The organism is Bradyrhizobium sp. USDA 4486 (genome assembly GCF_054057995.1).
Map to the genome: position 1 here is coordinate 7532239 of NZ_JBSRZV010000001.1, position 16265 is coordinate 7548503.

Consider the following 16265-nt stretch of genomic DNA (forward strand, 5'->3'; position numbering starts at 1 on the left):
ATAGAAAAACTCGAAAACCCTACCGCACTGCAACGCCGAGGAAGATCATTTCCGCGCGATGATGCAAATGAGTTGACGCGTGCGTCAACGCACGGGATGCATTCGACCGTGCATTGTGTGAAACGGTTGAGCGGCCAGTGACAGGGCGCTGAAATATCCACATCGTCATGGCCGGGCATAGCCGTCCAAAGGACGGCGTCGCTTCCACTCGCCTATGACCCGGCCATTCACGTCTTGCTTGGCTTACTTGACGCACGAAGAACATGGATGCCCGGGACAAGCCCGGGCATGACGAGTGCCGGTTCATAGCAGCACGCAACACGCAAAATTGCTCCGAGGACAAGCCTTGCCGGATATGAGCGGTTTGCCTGGCAAAGTTGCGGAAAATTGCGGGAAATCGCGCCTTGAAACGCTCCAAATCCGTAAACTTTTGCGAGATCGGGCCGAAGTTTCTTGCGGCGCAGCGGCACACGTCTTAGGGTGGTCGCATTCCCACAATCAGAGTCGTGAGGCGAAAGGCTTCACGACGCTTGTCAGGAGATGACGATGTCCTTCCTTGCCGCTGCGCTCGACCGTGTGAAGCCGTCCGCGACCATCGCGGTCACGGACAAAGCACGGGCGCTGAAAGCGGCGGGCCGCAACGTCATCGGGCTCGGCGCCGGCGAGCCGGACTTCGACACGCCCGCCAACATCAAGCTGGCGGCGATCCGCGCCATCGAGGCCGGCAAGACCAAGTACACCGCGGTCGACGGCATCCCCGAGCTGAAGGAAGCCATCATCGCGAAGTTTCAGCGCGAGAACGGTGTCGCCTACAAGCCGAACCAGATCATCGTCGGCACCGGCGGCAAGCAGGTGCTCTACAACGCGCTGATGGCGACCATGAATCCGGGCGACGAGGTAATCATCCCCGCGCCCTATTGGGTCAGCTATCCTGAGATGGTGGCGCTCGCCGGCGGTGAGCCGGTGCCGGTGGTCTGCACCGCCGCGACCGGCTTCAAGCTCGGGGCCGAGGCGCTCGATCGCGCGATCACGCCGAAGACCAAATGGGTGATCCTGTGCTCGCCGTCGAACCCGACGGGGGCGGCCTACACGAGGGCCGAGCTCAAGGCGCTCACCGACGTGCTGGTCAAGCACCCGCATGTCTGGGTGATGACCGACGACATGTACGAGCACCTCGTCTATGACGACTTCCAGTTCACCACCGTCGCGCAGGTCGAGCCGAGCCTTTACGACCGCACGCTCACGGTGAACGGCGTGTCGAAGGCCTATTGCATGACCGGCTGGCGCATCGGCTACGCCGGCGGTCCGGCGCAGCTCATCAAGGCGATGTCGACTATCCAGTCGCAATCGACCTCGAACCCGTGCTCGATCGCGCAGTGGGCTTCGGTCGAGGCGCTGAACGGTCCGCAGGACTTCATCCCCGCCAACAACAAGGTGTTCAAGGAGCGCCGCGACCTCGTCGTCTCCATGCTCAACCAGGCCAATGGCATCGAGTGCCCGCGGCCCGAGGGTGCGTTCTACGTCTATCCGTCCTGCGCCGGCACGATCGGCAAGAAGGCGCCGTCGGGCAACGTGATCTCGAATGACGAGCAGTTCGTCACCGAGCTGCTGGAGACCGAGGGCGTCGCCGTGGTGCAGGGCTCGGCCTTCGGCCTCGGCCCGGCCTTCCGCATCTCCTACGCGACCAAGACCTCCGACCTCGAAGACGCCTGCAAGCGCATCCAGCGCTTCTGCGGCAATCTGCGGTAAGCTTCTTGCGACATGCGATTTCACCCTCTCCCCCTGTGGGAGAGGGTGGATCGCCGCGAAGCGGCGAGACGGGTGAGGGGTTCTCTCCGCGAGTCCCTCTGCCAGTTCAATGCGCGGAGACAGCCCCTCATCCGGCGCTTCGCGCCACCTGCTCCCACAAGGGGAGAAGGGAAGACAGCGCACCAATTCGTCGCGCACGATCTGGCACGTGCAAAGCTCTTGTGGCATAGACCATCGCGCGGCGTGTGCCGCGCTCTCTCTGCTCGCATCACATTCATAGCCGGAGATCTTTCATGCGCCGTTCGTTCATCTTCGCCGGGCTCGCTGCCGCCAGCCTTGTTGCCTCCGTCGCAAACGGCGATGCGCAGCAGCAGCGTATGGTTCGCGTCGGTGTGCTCGAATGCCGCGGCGGCGCCAGCGTCGGCTTCATCGTGGGATCGGTAACCAATCTCGGCTGCGTGCTGCGCGCCGATGGCTTGCCTGAAGACCGCTATGTCGCAACGATCCGTAAAGTGGGTCTCGACATCGGCATCACCCAGGAGACCACGCTCGCCTGGGGCGTGTTCGCGCCGGTCGATCGGCTCGGCCCCGGCGACCTCTCCGGCAATTACGCGGGCGCGCAGGGCAGCGCCTCGGTCGGTGTCGGCTTAGGCGGCAACGTGCTGGTCGGCGGCTCCAACAATTCGATCGCGCTCCAGCCGCTCAGTGTGCAGGGCCAGGTCGGCCTCAACGTCGCCGCCGGCCTCGAGAGCCTGGAACTCCGTCCGGGCCGCTAAGCACCAAGGACAGTACTGCTTCCACCTCTTCCAGTCGGGAAGAGGTGGAATACGCCGGCTCATCTCTAAGACGTTACAACGGATCTAAGGGACGACGCACCGCAGCGACGTTTGTTGCTTGCCAAATCTCGGCGACGGGCAGAGCATCACCGTTTGCCGACCCAATCACGGGCCGAGCTCCACACCAGGGAGGCGGCGAAATGGGACAAGACGTCAGAAGTCCCCGAGGTCCACGGTGCATTGCGCTGGTGGGCCCTTTCCAAAGCGGTAAAACCACACTTCTTGAAGCAATCCTGGCGCGAACGGGCGCAATCCCGCGCGCCGGCAGCGTCGATGCCGGAACGTCCGTCGGCGACGCCACGCCCGAGGCCCGTCACCACAAGATGACCGTCGGCCTCACTGCTGCGACCACGAGTTTCATGGGCGACAGCTATACCTTCCTGGATTGTCCCGGTTCCGTCGAATTCGCCCACGACATGCGCGCCGCGCTGCCCGCGATCGATGCCGCGGTCGTGGTCTGCGAGGCCGACGAGAAGAAGCTGCCGCAGCTTCAGATCATCCTGCGCGAGCTGGAAGAGCTGAAGATCCCGCGTTTCCTGTTCCTCAACAAGATCGATCGCGCCAGCCAGCGCATCCGCGAGACGCTCGCGATGCTCCAGCCCGCCTCGCGCGTGCCGCTGGTGCTGCGCCAGATCCCGATCTGGAAGGGCGATCTGATCGAGGGGTTTGTCGATCTCGCGCTGGAGCGCGCGTTCATCTATCGCGAGCACAAAGCCTCCGAGGTGGTCGCACTCGAAGGTGGCGATCTCGATCGCGAGAAGGAGGCGCGCTTCTCGATGCTGGAGAAGCTCGCCGACCACGACGATGCGCTGATGGAGCAGCTGCTCGAAGACATCCAGCCGCCGCGTGATGCCGTGTTCGACGATCTCGCCCGCGAACTCCGCGAAGGGCTGATCTGCCCCGTGCTGCTGGGATCGGCGGCGCGCGAAAATGGCGTGCTGCGCCTGATGAAGGCGTTGCGCCACGAGGCGCCCGGAATCGCGGAGACCGCAAAACGGCTCGGCGTTCCCGACACCAAGGATGCGCTCGGCTACGTCTTCAAGACGCTGCATTCGCAGCATGGCGGCAAGCTGTCGCTGACGCGGTTGCTCGCCGGCCATCTCGACGACGGTGCGACGCTGCAATCCTCCTCCGGCGGGACCGGCCGCATCTCCGGCATCCTCGCCGTCAACGGCGCCTACGACACCAAGCGTGCCGCGGCGGACGCCGGCGACACTGTCGCGCTCGCCAAGCTGGACCTGTTCAAGACAGGTGACACGGTTTCGAACGGCAAGACTCCGCCGGCTGCGCTCGCCGCCCCCGAGCCGACGCCGCCGGTGCTGGCGATCTCGATCGCGTCCACCGACCGCAAGGACGACGTGAAGCTCGGTCAGGCCCTGGCTCGCCTGCACGAGGAGGATCCCTCGCTGGTCATCGTGCAGAATCCCCAGACCCATGACACCGTGCTGTGGGGGCAGGGCGAGATGCATCTCCGCGTCGAGGTCGAGCGCTTGCGCGACCGCTTCGGCGTCAAGATCTCCTCGCATCCGCCCGCGATCGGCTACCAGGAGACCATCCGCAAGCCGATCACCCAGCGCGGCCGCCACAAGAAGCAGTCCGGTGGCCATGGTCAGTTCGGCGACGTCGTGCTCGATATCAAGCCGCTGCCGCGCGGCGAGGGCTTCAAATTCGCCGAGAAGGTGGTGGGCGGCGCGGTGCCGCGCAACTACATCCCGGCGGTGGAGGAGGGCGTCATCGACGGATTGGCGCGCGGTCCGCTCGGCTTCCCGGTTACCGATGTGGAGGTGACGCTGACCGACGGCTCCTATCACAGCGTCGACAGCTCCGATCTCGCCTTCCGTACCGCGGCGCGGATCGGATTGAACGAAGGCCTCCCGCAATGCCAGCCGGTGTTGCTGGAGCCGATCCACGTCGTCGAGATCGTCTGTCCGACCGACGCCACCGCCAAGATCAACGCGATCCTGTCGGCGCGCCGCGGTCAGATCCTCGGCTTCGACACCCGCGACGGCTGGAGCGGCTGGGACTGCGTCCGCGCCATGATGCCGGAAGCGGAGATCGGCGAGCTCATCGTCGAGCTGCGCTCGGCCACGGCCGGCGCCGGCAGCTTCACCCGTCAGTTCGACCACATGGCCGAAGTCACCGGCCGCGCCGCCGACCAAATCATCGCCGCGCATCAGCACGCGGCGTGAGTCGGTTAGCGGTCGCGTAAGGAGGCGCCACTCTCTCACTCCCTCTCCCGTTCTTCACGGAGAGAGGGAGTGAGGGGTTGTCTCCACGCGCGCGGTTGGAATCGTAATCGAGCTCATGAGCGGGATGGGCGTACGCTCAAGGCAATAGCGTGCCTTGCCCCTCACCAGGATCGCGCCGGACGATGCTGCGCATCGCCCGGGGGGCGACATAGCCGAAGCTTCGCTTCGGCGTTCTTGAAACGGCCGCCGGAAGGCGGCCTACGTCTCTCCCCCGGAAAAGCGGCGAAAGGGTGAGCACTTGCGCTCACTCCCATATGATGTATTTTACATCATTGTACACGCTTCAGATATCATTTATAACTCCTGATACGTGAGGCCGCGGTGATCACGTCATTCCAGATGCGGGCAGCCCGCGCGCTGCTCGGCATTGACCAGAAAACCCTGGCCGAGCTTGCCGGCGTGTCGCTGCCGACCATCCAGCGGATGGAGGCCTCGACCGGCAATGTTCGCGGCGTGGTCGAGACTTTAATTAAGGTAGTCGAGGCGTTCGACCGGGCCGGCGTCGAGCTGATCGGCGAGCAGGCGCGCAGCGACAGCGGTGGGCGCGGTGTTCGCCTGAAGGAGCCCGGGCCACCGCGCCGCGTGGGGGCATGATCGCTGCGGTGATCATGCCTGCAAGAAGATGAGCTAACGCACCGTGGCGTCCGAGATCGCGGCCGCACGATGCAGTGTGTGGGGGCCGCGGAGCATGAGCATCACCAGCGAGCGGGCAGGCGGGCTGCATCGGCTGCGCCGACCGACTTTCGCCGAACTATATCTGCCGAAACTCGTCACGGTCTGGCGCGAGGGCTATGGCCTATCGGATTTCCGCGCCGATGTGTTCGCCGGCCTCACCGTCGCGATCGTCGCGCTGCCGCTGTCGATGGCGATCGCGATCGCCTCCGGCGTGACGCCGGACCGCGGCCTCTACACCGCCGTCGTCGGCGGTTTCATCGTGTCGCTGCTCGGCGGCAGCCGCTTCCAGATCGGCGGGCCCGCCGGCGCCTTCATCGTGCTGGTCGCGGTGACCGCGGAGCGGCACGGCGTCGACGGTGTCATCCTCGCCACCATGATGGCGGGCGTCATCCTGATTGCCGCGGGCCTGCTGCGGATCGGAACCTACATCAAGTTCATTCCCTATCCTGTCACGGTTGGCTTCACCGCCGGCATTGCCGTGATCATCTTTGCCAGCCAGTTGCACGATCTCGGCGGCATCACGATGGCGGGGAAGGAGCCAAGCGAATTCGTGCCGAAGCTCGTCGCGCTCGCGGACGGCCTGCACACCGTCAATCCGTCCGCGGTTGCCGTTGCGCTTGCCAGCATCGCCATCATCGCTGGCTTACGGGTCTGGCGGCCGTCCTGGCCCGGCATCCTGATCGCGGTCGTGTTCGCCGCGGTCGTATGCGCGGTGCTCTCGCTGCCGGTAGAAACCATCGGCAGCCGTTTTGGCGGCATCCCGCGCGAATTGCCGTCGCCGGCGCTGCCCGCATTCTCGCTTGCCAAGGCGAAAGCCGTGCTCCCTGACGCGATTGCGTTCGCGCTGCTGGCCGCGATCGAATCGCTGCTGTCGGCGGTGGTGGCCGACGGCATGACCGGACGCCGTCACCGCTCCAATTGTGAGCTGGTGGCGCAAGGTGTCGCCAATATCGGATCGGCGCTGTTCGGCGGCATCTGCGTCACCGGCCTGATCGCGCGCACGGCGACCAACATCCGCGCCGGCGCACGCGGACCGCTCGCGGGCATGCTGCATGCGGTCTTCCTGCTCCTGTTCATGCTGATCGCGGCGCCGCTTGCGAGCTACATCCCGCTCGCAGCGCTCGCCGCCGTGCTCGTGGTCGTCGCCTGGACCATGGCGGAGAAGCAGGAGTTCGCGACGCTGCTGCGCTCGTCCTGGGGCGATGCCGTGGTGCTGCTCGCAACCTTCCTGCTCACGATCTTCCGCGATCTCACCGAAGGCATTCTGGTCGGCTTCGCGCTCGGCGCGGTGCTGTTCATTCATCGCATGGCGGAGATGACCGGCATCGAGGAGCGCACGCCGCTGGTGACCGCCGATCGCGCTGATGACGGCAATGGCGATCGCGTGCCCTACGATGCCGCGCTCGCGGTCGATCGCGACGTGCTGGTCTATCGCATCACCGGCGCGTTCTTCTTTGGCGCAGCCTCGGCCATCGGCAACGTGCTCGATGACGTTGGCGACAAGCGCAAGGGATTTGTGGTCGATTTCGCCGCGGTGCCGTTCCTGGATTCGACTGCGGCCAACGTGCTCGGCCGCGTCGCCGTCAAGGCGCATCGCCGGGGCATCCGCCTGTTCATCACCGGAGCCACGCCCGCGGTCCGCCGCGCGCTGCTCACCCATGGCGTGACGCCGCCGCGCGCCCGCTATCGCGAGACCATCGAGCGCGCGGTCTCGGACATCAAGGGCGGTGCTGTCCAGCCCGCGGCCGCCGACGCAGCCGGGAGCTGATGTCGCACTGAGTCTCCCGGCTTGACAGAGCCCGCGGGACGCGAAATGGATCGCCTCCAAATACGACCCCAAGGAGACGATGACGGTGACCAAGGCTCCCGCAGCCTGCTTGATCGGATGGCCGGCCGCGCATTCGCGCTCGCCGCTGATCCATCATTACTGGCTGCGCACGCTCGGCATCGCAGGCGGCTATGTCATCGAGGCGGTTCCGCCTGATGATTTACGCGACTTCGTGCTGCGGCTGTCGCTGCGCGGCTTTGTCGGCGCCAATGTCACCATCCCGCACAAGGAGGCCGCCCTCGCATTGTCCTCGCCCGACGCGCGGGCAAGGGCCGTGGGCGCTGCCAACACGCTGTGGTTTGAGGACGGCGAGCTGCGCTCTACGAACACCGATGTGGAAGGCTTCATTGGCAATCTCGACGCCAGCGCGCCCGGCTGGGACAGGGCGGAGGAAGCGCTGGTGCTCGGGGCAGGCGGTTCCTCGCGCGCGGTCGTGTTCGGCCTGCGCGAGCGTGGCGTCAAGCGCATCCATCTCGCCAATCGCACCATCGCGCGGGCCGAGACACTTGCAGGACAGTTCGGACCGAACGTGCATCCCGTTGCGTGGGACGCGATCGACGACCTCTTGCCGCGCGCAAAACTTCTCGTGAACACGACCTCGCTCGGCATGCATGGCCAGCCGTCACTCGACGTCGATGTCGCGCGCCTGCCGAACGAGGCCGTCGTTGCCGATCTCGTCTATGTCCCGCTGGTGACGCCGCTGCTCGGGGCCGCGCAAGCGCGCGGGCTCAAGACCGCCGACGGGCTCGGCATGCTCTTGCACCAGGCGGTGCGCGGCTTCGAACTGTGGTTCGGCCGCAGGCCTGAGGTGACGGCCGAGCTGCGCGCATTGGTCGAGGCTGATCTCACAAAGACTTGAGAGAATAGTCAGCGTCCTTCGGCGTTCTCGATCCGTGGGGACAATCGAAGACCAGCATGCTCCAAGAATTGAGGGAATAGCGGTGGTCACGCGGGGTTGCCGTGTCTGACCACCGCAACGCCCTGGAGGGACAATGCCATGTCAAAGCTGACCAACTGGATGCCACGCGCTGTCGTGGCTGCCTTCATCACCTGCATCGCGACATCATCCGTCTCGGCGCAGCAAGCGCCGACGGTGCGTATCCGCGGCACCATCGAGAGCGTCGACGGCAACATGCTCGGCATCAAGACGCGCGAGGGCAGCGACGTGAAGGTGAGGATGACCGATAATGTCGCGATCTTTGCCGTGGTGAAGACGGAGCTCTCCGAGATCAAGGAAGGCTCCTACATCGGCGTCACCGGCATGCCCGAGCCCGACGGCACTCAGAAGGCGATCGCGGTCCACATCTTCCCGGAGAACCAGCGCGGCGCCGCCGAAGGTTTTCGCCCCTGGGATGCCCGCGCCAATTCGACCATGACGAATGCGACCGTGGCGCAGACGGTGAAGGGCACCGAGGGCCAGAACATCACGGTGAAATACAAGGACGGCGAGAAGAAAGTCGTGGTGCCGCCGGACACCCCGATCGTCACCTTCGTTGCCAGCGACAAGTCGGAGGTGAAGCCCGGCGCCAAGCTGATCATCTTCGGCGCGGCGAAGAAGGAGGACGGCTCGCTGGAGGCGAACCGGGTGAATGTCGGGCGGGACGGGATCACGCCGCCGATGTGAGGCTGTGCGGGACGCCCCGCTCTCGCACTCCCTCGCCCGATGTGCCTTGTGAGCAGCCGATCGCTCCACAAACTCGTCATGCCCGGGCATAGCCGTCCGCAAGGACGGCGTCGCTTCGCTCGCCTATGTCCCGGGCATCCATGTCTTGTTTTGCAGGAGTGAAGACGTGGATGGCCCGGGACAAGCCGGCCATGACGATGTGGAAACGGTAGCACCAAAAATCACGCCGTTTTCATATGCGATTGCCCTGCCGCGGAAGGGCGGGGAGAGGTTAGACTAGCACTCACACCGCAATCACGTGATCGTCGATCTCGTCGATCCGGTTGACGCCGCACAGGCCCATCGTGGTCAGCAGCTCCTTCTGGATGATGTCGATCGCCTTGGCGACGCCGGCCTGGCCGCCTGCGCCGAGCCCATAGGCATAGGCGCGGCCGATCATGCAGGACTTTGCGCCGAGCGCGAGCGCGCGCATCACGTCCTGGCCGGAGCGGATGCCGCCGTCGAACATGATCTCCATCTTGCCGCCGACCGCATCGGCGATCTCCGGCAGCACCTCGATCGAGGATGGCGCGCCGTCGAGTTGGCGGCCGCCATGGTTCGACACCACCAGCGCCTGCGCGCCGGTCTTCGCCGCTTCCTCGGCGTCCTCGACGTCGAGGATGCCCTTGATGATGAGCTTGCCCGGCCAGATGCTGCGGACCCACTCGACGTCCTTCCAGTTCAGCGACGTGTCGAACTGCGATGCCGTCCACTCCGCGAGGCGGTTGAGATCCTCGGTGTTCTTCACATGGCCTGCGATGTTGCCGAAGGTGCGGCGCTTGCCCTGCAGCACGCCCGAGACCCAGGCCGGCTTGCTGGCGAAGTCCAAGAGCTTGGACAGCGACCATTCGGGCGGCACCGTCATGCCGTTCTTGATGTCGGCATGGCGCTGGCCGATCACCTGCAGGTCGACGGTGAGCACCAGCGCGCTGCATTTGGCGGCGGCGGCGCGCTGGATCAGCTCCTTGATGAAGCCGCGGTCCTTCATCACGTAGAGCTGGAACCAGAACGGCTTCTCGACATTGGCGGCGATGTCCTCGATCGAGCAGATCGACATAGTCGATTGCGTGAACGGGATGCCGGCGGCCTGCGCGGCGCGGCAGGCGTGAATTTCGCCGTCGCCATGCTGCATGCCGAGCAGGCCGACCGGCGCGAGGATCAGCGGCATGGTCGAGGGCTCGCCCAAAATCGTGGTCGAGGTGTCGCGCTTGGAGACGTCGACCAGGATGCGCTGGCGGAATTTGATCGCCTGCAGGTCCTCGCGGTTGGCGCGCAGCGTTTCCTCGGCATAGGAACCGCGGTCGCAATAGTCGAAGAACGCCTTCGGCACGCGGCGCTTATGCAGCGCACGAAGATCGTCGATACAGGTGATGTGCTTCATGAACGTTCCCCGGCCCATTTCGTAGCGGAAGTCTTGCGTCGGAAGATTGAGGGGTCATCTAGCATGGTTGGATGCACAGCCCAATCGTTTGAGAGGAGGGCGCCATGGCCAAGCCGCACGCGGGACCGTCGCCGGAACAGATCAAGGAGAAGGAGGCTCTCGACGACGCCCTGGAAGAGGGGCTGGAGGAGACCTTCCCCGGCTCCGATCCCGTCAACGTCACCCAGCCGCCGCCGAGCCGCGACGATGGGCATGTCAAGCGCGCAGGCTAGGGCGGGTTCCGGCTCGATTTCGGCGCTGCGGTAGGAAATATAGTGTTAACAGCCGCTTATGTGACGGAGGGAGTACCTCTGTTCCGTAACGATTGATCACATTTTTTGAAGCCAAGTTGGCCGCGTTGGGCTTATAAGACCTCAGCAAATCAGGGATGCGGGGCCCGTCCGGGCAGCCCGTGGTTGTAGAGGGGGTCCCTGGTTGTTGTGCTGGGGGACGATATGAGCCGCAAATATTTCGGGACTGACGGGATCCGGGGCCGCGCCAACGGACTGATCACGCCGGAGCTCGCGCTCAAGGTCGGCCAGGCCGCGGGCCTTGCGTTTCAGCGTGGCGACCACCGCCATCGCGTCGTGATCGGCAAGGACACCCGCCTGTCCGGCTATATGATCGAATATGCGATGGTCGCGGGCTTCACCTCGGTCGGCATGGACGTGCTGCTGGTCGGCCCGATGCCGACCCCGGCGGTGGCGATGCTGACCAAGTCGATGCGCGCCGATCTCGGCGTGATGATCTCGGCCTCGCACAATCTGTTCGAGGACAACGGCATCAAGCTGTTCGGCCCGCAAGGGTTCAAGCTCTCCGACGATGTCGAGAAGCAGATCGAGCAGTTGCTCGACGAGCCCATCGACAAGCGGCTCGCTCAGAGCGCCAGCCTCGGCCGCGCCCGCCGTATCGACGGCGTGCATGACCGCTACATCGAATTCGCCAAGCGCACGCTGCCGCGCGACCTTTCGCTCGACGGCCTGCGGGTCGTGGTCGATTGCGCTCACGGCGCCGCGTACAAGGTCGTGCCGGAGGCGCTGTGGGAGCTGGGCGCCGACGTGGTGCCGATCGGCGTCGATCCCGATGGCTTCAACATCAACAAGGAATGCGGCTCGACCTCGCCCGAAGCTCTCTCGAAGAAGGTGCGCGAGATGCGCGCCGACATCGGCATTGCGCTTGATGGCGACGCCGATCGCGTCATCCTCGTCGACGAGCGCGGCCATATCGTCGACGGCGACCAGCTCCTCGCAGTGATCGCGCAGAGCTGGAAGGAAGACGGCCGCCTGTCGCGGCCCGGCATCGTCGCCACCGTGATGTCCAATCTCGGCCTCGAACGCTTCCTGAAGGGGCAGGGGCTCGATCTCGTGCGCACGCCGGTCGGCGACCGCTACGTGCTCGAGCAGATGCTGAGCGGCGGCTACAATCTCGGCGGCGAGCAGTCCGGCCACATCATCCTGTCCGACTACGCCACCACCGGCGACGGCTTCGTCGCTGCGCTGCAAGTGCTCGCGGTGGTGCAGAAGCTGCGCCGCCCGGTGTCGGAAGTCTGTCACCGCTTCGATCCGCTGCCGCAGATCCTCAAGAACGTCCGCCACAAGGGCGGCAAGCCGCTCGATGATTCCGACGTGAAGTCGGCGATCTCCGACGGCGAGAAGCGCCTCAACGGCCACGGCCGCCTCCTGATCCGCTCCTCCGGCACCGAGCCCGTGATCCGCGTCATGGGCGAAGGCGAGGACCGCATCCTGGTCGAGGACGTGGTCGACACCATCGTCTCCGCGCTGGGCCAGGTCGCGGCCTAAGGTCTTTCAAGCAGGAGCGGGGTGGGTGATCTCACCTCACGGGCACTATCGTTGGGTGGGCAAAGCGACAGCGTGCCCACGCTTCTGTCGCCGCAATGAATAGGTGGTGGCCACGGCGCAGCGCGCCTTTGCCCCTTACGATTCCTGTTTCCAGGCGAGACCCTGGATCCTCATGGTAGGGAGCCCGTTGAAGGAGGCGTCTCGAACCATGCACGCCCCGCTGCCGCGGCGCGCGTTAACAGATCCTGTTTCGTCGCAACACTCCTTCATCGATCGTTAGCAATTGCGCCGCCCGGGCTGCTGCATTTCTGCAACGCTCGCGCCGCGTCCGTGTGTGCACTCAGAAAAAATCAACCTTAAAAATTAGGGTTAAGTGGCGCTTAAGCATTTGCTGCCATCGTCCGGGTCGCGAGTTTCCAGAACGTGGGGCGTCTGCATTTTGCCTCACCGGCCATAAGGACGAAGCCAATGCGTAGCGTTAAGTCTCTCCTTGCCGCGGGTGCGGCAACCCTGATCTCCTCGGTGGCGTTTGCCGCCGACATGCCGATCGCGGCACCGCCCCCCATGTACGCGCCGCCGGCTCCGCCCGCCGACTTCGGCGGCTGGTATCTGCGCGGTGACATCGGCATCAGCAATCAGAAGGTGAACAAGCTCACCCCGAGCTTCGTGGATCCCGGTATCTCCGTTGCATCGACGCAGGGCCTCGGCTTCGACTCGGCGGGCATCTTCGGTCTCGGCGCCGGCTACCGGTTCAACAATTGGTTCCGCGCCGACGTGACGGGTGAGTATCGCAGCAACGCTAATCTGCATGGGCTCGATCTCGTCAACTTCAACGGCGCTCCCGCGTTCACCGATGAGTATCACGGCAGCAAGTCGGAATGGCTGATCCTCGCCAACGCGTACGTCGATCTCGGCACTTGGTGGTGCATTACCCCGTTCATCGGCGCCGGTGTTGGTACGTCGCGCAACACGATTTCGAACTTCCAGGATATCAACACGCCGAACGCTGGTGTTGCGTACGCGCCCAACGCTTCGAAGTGGAATTTCGCATGGGCCGCGCATGCCGGTCTTGCTTACAAGGTCAACCCGAGCCTGACGCTCGAACTGGCTTATCGCTATGTGGATCTCGGAGACGGCGTCACCGGCGCTCTTACCGACTTCACCGGCTTCACCCGCGGCCGGACCATGCAGTTCAAGGACATCACATCGCATGACTTGAAGTTCGGCGTGCGCTGGAATCTCGACAGCCCGCCGGTCTACGCAACGCCGCCGCTCGTCACCAAGGGCTGATCTTCTAGCCCATCGCTTAACGTCTCTTAACGGCGCGGGGCCATCCCGCGCCGTTTTGCTTTGCGGGTTTTTCATGGCGCAACGGCGACGAAATCGCGCCGGACGCAACCATTGGTTAAGGTTAACGAGCCATGATCATCGCAACAGTTCGAGAGTTCGATGGAGCGTTGCGATGCGTAGGCTTTGGTTGGTGGCGGCGGTGTTCGGATCGATGTCCGCCGCACACGCGGCCGACATGCCGGATCTGCCCGTCCTGCGCGGCGGCTTCACCGACGGCCTGTCCAAGACGTCCCGTAATTGGGATGGCGCCTATTTCGGCGTCAACGGCGGCTACACGGCTGATGCGACCGATTTCAGCCAGAGCGTGGTTGGCCTGACCAACTACATCTTCCGCGACAGCGTGCTGCAGCAGCCGACCGCGAATTGGTCGCTGATGAACAAGACCAACACGCAGAGCACGAATTTCGGCGCCTTCGTCGGCCGCAACTGGCAATGGTACGATGCCATTCTCGGTCTCGAGGGCACCTACAGTCACTTCAACAATCTCTACACGCAGACCAGCGGCTCCAATCAACTCGATATCATCAATCCCCCCGGTGACATTCACCCCGACAACGTGACCGATCATTGGAACGTAAAGTTGACTGGTACCGCCGCGGCACAGGTCAAGGACATGATTGCGCTCCGCGGCCGCGTGGGCTGGGATGGCGGCGATTTCATGCCATACGCGTTCGCTGGCGCTGCCGTCGGTCGCATGGACGTATCGCGTACCGTGACAAGCGACGTGACGTTGACCCAGGTGATGACGACGACGGTCGCTGGCGTCACGACGATCGTCACGAACGGACCGAACCCCGTTCCCGCGCAGTCCCAGACGCAGAGCCAGCGCCGGACCAACGCCTTCGCGGTGGGCTGGACTGCCGGCCTTGGCGTCGAATACTGCATCTGGAACGGTCTGTTCGCGCGCGTCGAATACGAATATGTGAAATTCTCGCCGGTCATGAACACCTCGGTGACGCTGAACAATGCACGCGTCGGGCTCGGCTACAAGTTCTGACACAGCATCGCTGCATCGCGGTTGACAGCCCCGCATCGTCCTGATGCTCTGTCGCCTCAACGCGGGGCGAGGCGATGAAGATCTACGGCGACAGCAATTCCGGCAATTGTCTGAAGGTGAAGTGGGTCTGTGATCATCTCGCACTGCCCTATCAATGGATCGAGATCGACACGCGCAAGGGCGAGACGCGCACGGCGCAGTTCTTGGCGATGAACGGCGCCGGTCAGGTGCCAACCGTCGCCTTCGAAGACGGCCGCACGCTGGCGCAGTCCAACGCCATCATCCGCTATCTCGCCGGCGACAGCGCGCTGATCCCGCGTGACGCCTTTGCCGCGGCCAAGATGGACGAATGGCTGTTCTGGGAGCAATACAGCCACGAGCCCTATATCGCGGTGTGCCGTTTCCTCATCGTCTATCTCGGCAAGGCTGCCTCGGAGCTCGACCCTGAGAAGGTCAAGCGCGGCTATGCGGCGCTCGACCGCATGGAGCAACATCTGGCAGCAAGCCGTTTCTTCGCAGGCGATGCGATCTCGCTCGCCGACGTGTCGCTGCTCGCTTATACGCGCCTCGCGCATGAAGGCGGCTTCGATCTCGCTCGCTATGCGGCCATCCGCCGCTGGATCGGCGAGGCCGAGGCCTCGCTCGGTCTGCCGCCGGCGCGCTGAGCCCATCGCCCGAGTTTTGGAGTTTCCGGTATGAACGATAAGTCCGTCTCGATTCGCCCCGCGCGCCGCGAGGATGTTCCCGCGATCGTGGCGATGCTCGCCGACGATCATCTCGGCCGCGCCCGCGAGCGCGTCGAGGATCCGCTGCCCGCCGTCTACTACGAAGCGTTCGAGCGCGTCGCGCGCGATTCCAATCTCTCGCTCGTCGTCGCCGAGAGCGAGGGCAGGGTGGTCGGCTGCCTGCAACTTGCGGTGCTCGCAGGCATCAGCTCGCAAGGCGGCATTCGTGGCCTGCTTGAGGACGTGCGTGTTGCCACCGATTGTCGCAGCCGTGGCATCGGCGAGCAATTGGTGCAATGGGCCGTCGCGGAAGCCAAAGCGCGCGGCTGCAATCTGGTCGAGCTGCTGACGCATCAGACGCGCGTCGATGCGCAGCGCTTCTACAAGCGGCTGGGATTTGCAGCGAGCCATGTCGGCATGACCGTCCGCTTTTGAGGCGCCAGGAGCGTTTTCGAGCGAAGTGGATAGCGGTTCGCGTAAAGAAAACGCGTCAATACAAAAATCCAGAGTCCCATGTCGATTGTATCGGAATGGAGCTCCGGCCGCAGACGTTGTGCAAGCTACCAAATCGGATCGCGCATTCGTTCATCTTAAGAGCTGATAAACTACCCGCCCGTCGTTCATGTGGAAGCAGGAACGAACGGTGCTACGCAACGTCGGACACCGGGCTCGGTCGGTTCGGGGATTTCGATGACAAGCTATTCCATGATCAAGGTCGGCAACGGCTACGTTGTGCAGGCCAATGACAAGTGCATTTTGAAAGTCGGCAGTCGCCGCCGGGCCGCGCAATTGATCAGCGAGGCCACGGACTTGCTGAATGCGCTCACGCCGGTTGAATCGCCCGATATCGCAGCCGAGCCGCCATCACTCCGCCGTGAGCCGCCGGAACTTTCTTGACTGGTCTGCCCGATTCCCGTATCAGCCGCGGCGGGACACCTCCCCCCAACGGGAGGCTTACTATCTGGAAGGGTAGA

The 16265-nt window shown here is 64.3% G+C and carries 15 protein-coding genes; 14 read left to right on the top strand and 1 reads right to left on the bottom strand.

Annotated features, from left to right (window positions below; translation table 11 throughout):
* Positions 1-546 precede the first annotated feature (546 nt).
* The 7 genes from ACVWY3_RS35640 to ACVWY3_RS35670 all read left to right on the top strand — a co-directional run bounded on the left by ACVWY3_RS35640 (position 547) and on the right by ACVWY3_RS35670 (position 8961).
* Entirely contained in the window at positions 547-1749 is a 1203-nt protein-coding gene (locus ACVWY3_RS35640) for a pyridoxal phosphate-dependent aminotransferase (protein ID WP_456842629.1), read from the top strand.
* A gap of 293 nt (positions 1750-2042) precedes the next feature.
* Entirely contained in the window at positions 2043-2525 is a 483-nt protein-coding gene (locus ACVWY3_RS35645) for a DUF992 domain-containing protein (RefSeq protein ID WP_456842630.1), read from the top strand.
* Positions 2526-2725: 200 nt separating this feature from the next.
* On the top strand, positions 2726-4774 hold the full coding sequence (locus tag ACVWY3_RS35650) for an elongation factor G (RefSeq protein ID WP_456842631.1): 2049 nt from the start codon (positions 2726-2728) through the stop codon (positions 4772-4774).
* Between the two features lie 381 nt (positions 4775-5155).
* Positions 5156-5428, top strand: coding sequence for a helix-turn-helix domain-containing protein (locus tag ACVWY3_RS35655; protein ID WP_008566993.1), 273 nt, complete (start codon positions 5156-5158; stop codon positions 5426-5428).
* A 94-nt stretch (positions 5429-5522) separates the two neighbouring features.
* A complete protein-coding gene (locus tag ACVWY3_RS35660) occupies positions 5523-7277 on the top strand; it encodes a SulP family inorganic anion transporter (protein ID WP_456842632.1) in 1755 nt (584 codons plus the stop codon).
* Positions 7278-7356: 79 nt separating this feature from the next.
* Complete coding sequence (locus ACVWY3_RS35665) at positions 7357-8196, top strand: shikimate dehydrogenase (protein ID WP_456842633.1); 840 nt, start codon at positions 7357-7359, stop codon at positions 8194-8196.
* A 138-nt stretch (positions 8197-8334) separates the two neighbouring features.
* The gene (locus tag ACVWY3_RS35670; protein WP_456842634.1) at positions 8335-8961 is read left to right on the top strand and encodes a hypothetical protein; all 627 of its coding nucleotides are present in this window, start codon (positions 8335-8337) and stop codon (positions 8959-8961) included.
* Positions 8962-9244: 283 nt separating this feature from the next.
* Here the strand turns inward: ACVWY3_RS35670 and ACVWY3_RS35675 are convergent, their stop codons facing one another.
* The gene (locus ACVWY3_RS35675; protein WP_456842635.1) at positions 9245-10381 is read right to left on the bottom strand and encodes an alpha-hydroxy acid oxidase; all 1137 of its coding nucleotides are present in this window, start codon (positions 10379-10381) and stop codon (positions 9245-9247) included.
* Positions 10382-10485: 104 nt separating this feature from the next.
* Between ACVWY3_RS35675 and ACVWY3_RS35680 the strand changes: the two genes are divergently transcribed.
* From ACVWY3_RS35680 to ACVWY3_RS35710, 7 genes are all read left to right on the top strand, one after another.
* Entirely contained in the window at positions 10486-10653 is a 168-nt protein-coding gene (locus ACVWY3_RS35680; RefSeq protein WP_456842636.1) for a hypothetical protein, read from the top strand.
* Between the two features lie 222 nt (positions 10654-10875).
* Positions 10876-12219 carry a phosphoglucosamine mutase gene (glmM, locus tag ACVWY3_RS35685; RefSeq protein WP_456842637.1) on the top strand — a complete coding sequence of 448 codons (1344 nt, stop codon included), beginning with the start codon at positions 10876-10878 and terminating at the stop codon, positions 12217-12219.
* 468 nt (positions 12220-12687) lie between these two features.
* Positions 12688-13509, top strand: a complete 822-nt coding sequence (locus ACVWY3_RS35690) for an outer membrane protein (RefSeq protein ID WP_456842638.1) — start codon at positions 12688-12690, stop codon at positions 13507-13509.
* Positions 13510-13681: 172 nt separating this feature from the next.
* On the top strand, positions 13682-14566 hold the full coding sequence (locus ACVWY3_RS35695) for an outer membrane protein (protein ID WP_456842639.1): 885 nt from the start codon (positions 13682-13684) through the stop codon (positions 14564-14566).
* A gap of 74 nt (positions 14567-14640) precedes the next feature.
* Positions 14641-15231, top strand: a complete 591-nt coding sequence (locus ACVWY3_RS35700; RefSeq protein ID WP_456842640.1) for a glutathione S-transferase family protein — start codon at positions 14641-14643, stop codon at positions 15229-15231.
* 30 nt (positions 15232-15261) lie between these two features.
* Entirely contained in the window at positions 15262-15726 is a 465-nt protein-coding gene (locus tag ACVWY3_RS35705; RefSeq protein WP_456842641.1) for a GNAT family N-acetyltransferase, read from the top strand.
* Between the two features lie 255 nt (positions 15727-15981).
* Positions 15982-16188 carry a hypothetical protein gene (locus ACVWY3_RS35710; protein WP_235540530.1) on the top strand — a complete coding sequence of 69 codons (207 nt, stop codon included), beginning with the start codon at positions 15982-15984 and terminating at the stop codon, positions 16186-16188.
* Positions 16189-16265 lie beyond the last annotated feature (77 nt).

Excerpts from the sequence above, each read along its gene's own strand:
- ACVWY3_RS35680 (WP_456842636.1), top strand. The coding sequence starts at position 10,486 with ATGGCCAAGCCGCACGCGGGACCGTCGCCGGAACAGATCAAGGAGAAG.
- ACVWY3_RS35675 (WP_456842635.1), bottom strand. The coding sequence starts at position 10,381 with ATGAAGCACATCACCTGTATCGACGATCTTCGTGCGCTGCATAAGCGC.
- ACVWY3_RS35665 (WP_456842633.1), top strand. The coding sequence starts at position 7,357 with ATGACGGTGACCAAGGCTCCCGCAGCCTGCTTGATCGGATGGCCGGCC.
- ACVWY3_RS35670 (WP_456842634.1), top strand. The coding sequence starts at position 8,335 with ATGTCAAAGCTGACCAACTGGATGCCACGCGCTGTCGTGGCTGCCTTC.
- ACVWY3_RS35650 (WP_456842631.1), top strand. The coding sequence starts at position 2,726 with ATGGGACAAGACGTCAGAAGTCCCCGAGGTCCACGGTGCATTGCGCTG.
- glmM (WP_456842637.1), top strand. The coding sequence starts at position 10,876 with ATGAGCCGCAAATATTTCGGGACTGACGGGATCCGGGGCCGCGCCAAC.
- ACVWY3_RS35710 (WP_235540530.1), top strand. The coding sequence starts at position 15,982 with ATGACAAGCTATTCCATGATCAAGGTCGGCAACGGCTACGTTGTGCAG.
- ACVWY3_RS35660 (WP_456842632.1), top strand. The coding sequence starts at position 5,523 with ATGAGCATCACCAGCGAGCGGGCAGGCGGGCTGCATCGGCTGCGCCGA.
- ACVWY3_RS35695 (WP_456842639.1), top strand. The coding sequence starts at position 13,682 with ATGCGTAGGCTTTGGTTGGTGGCGGCGGTGTTCGGATCGATGTCCGCC.
- ACVWY3_RS35645 (WP_456842630.1), top strand. The coding sequence starts at position 2,043 with ATGCGCCGTTCGTTCATCTTCGCCGGGCTCGCTGCCGCCAGCCTTGTT.
- ACVWY3_RS35700 (WP_456842640.1), top strand. The coding sequence starts at position 14,641 with ATGAAGATCTACGGCGACAGCAATTCCGGCAATTGTCTGAAGGTGAAG.
- ACVWY3_RS35690 (WP_456842638.1), top strand. The coding sequence starts at position 12,688 with ATGCGTAGCGTTAAGTCTCTCCTTGCCGCGGGTGCGGCAACCCTGATC.
- ACVWY3_RS35640 (WP_456842629.1), top strand. The coding sequence starts at position 547 with ATGTCCTTCCTTGCCGCTGCGCTCGACCGTGTGAAGCCGTCCGCGACC.
- ACVWY3_RS35705 (WP_456842641.1), top strand. The coding sequence starts at position 15,262 with ATGAACGATAAGTCCGTCTCGATTCGCCCCGCGCGCCGCGAGGATGTT.